The following is a 256-nucleotide window of genomic DNA, read 5'->3' as shown; positions in this document are numbered from 1 at the left end:
AGAACGTCAGCGGGTTGCGGACGGCATTTTCCTTGCCCGCGAAATTGATGGCGCTGAAGCCGAGGTCATGAATCTCGTTGTCATGCAGCCTGACCCTGAGGTTATAGCCATCGACGAAGATTCCGTTGGTGCCGACTTCGTAGATCGTATTGTTGCCGACATCGATGTCTTCACCGCCAGTAATGTAGATCGCCCCGCCGCGATAGATTTTCCAATCGCTGCGAAGCAAAGTTTCGGTGGTTTGCATGAATGTGTT

General features: G+C 52.3%; 1 protein-coding gene. It reads right to left on the bottom strand.

The window, feature by feature from the left end; genetic code table 11:
- Window positions 1–256, bottom strand: a 256-nt coding sequence (locus KVS69_RS19900; RefSeq protein ID WP_217539903.1) for a right-handed parallel beta-helix repeat-containing protein, incomplete at both ends; no start/stop codon positions are given.

The sequence above is a fragment of the Stenotrophomonas sp. GbtcB23 genome (assembly GCF_019091045.1).
Classification (GTDB): Bacteria; Pseudomonadota; Gammaproteobacteria; order Xanthomonadales; family Xanthomonadaceae; genus Stenotrophomonas; species Stenotrophomonas rhizophila_A.
Note: the sequence above shows the minus strand (reverse complement) of the source record. Positions and strands in the feature narration are given on the sequence as shown.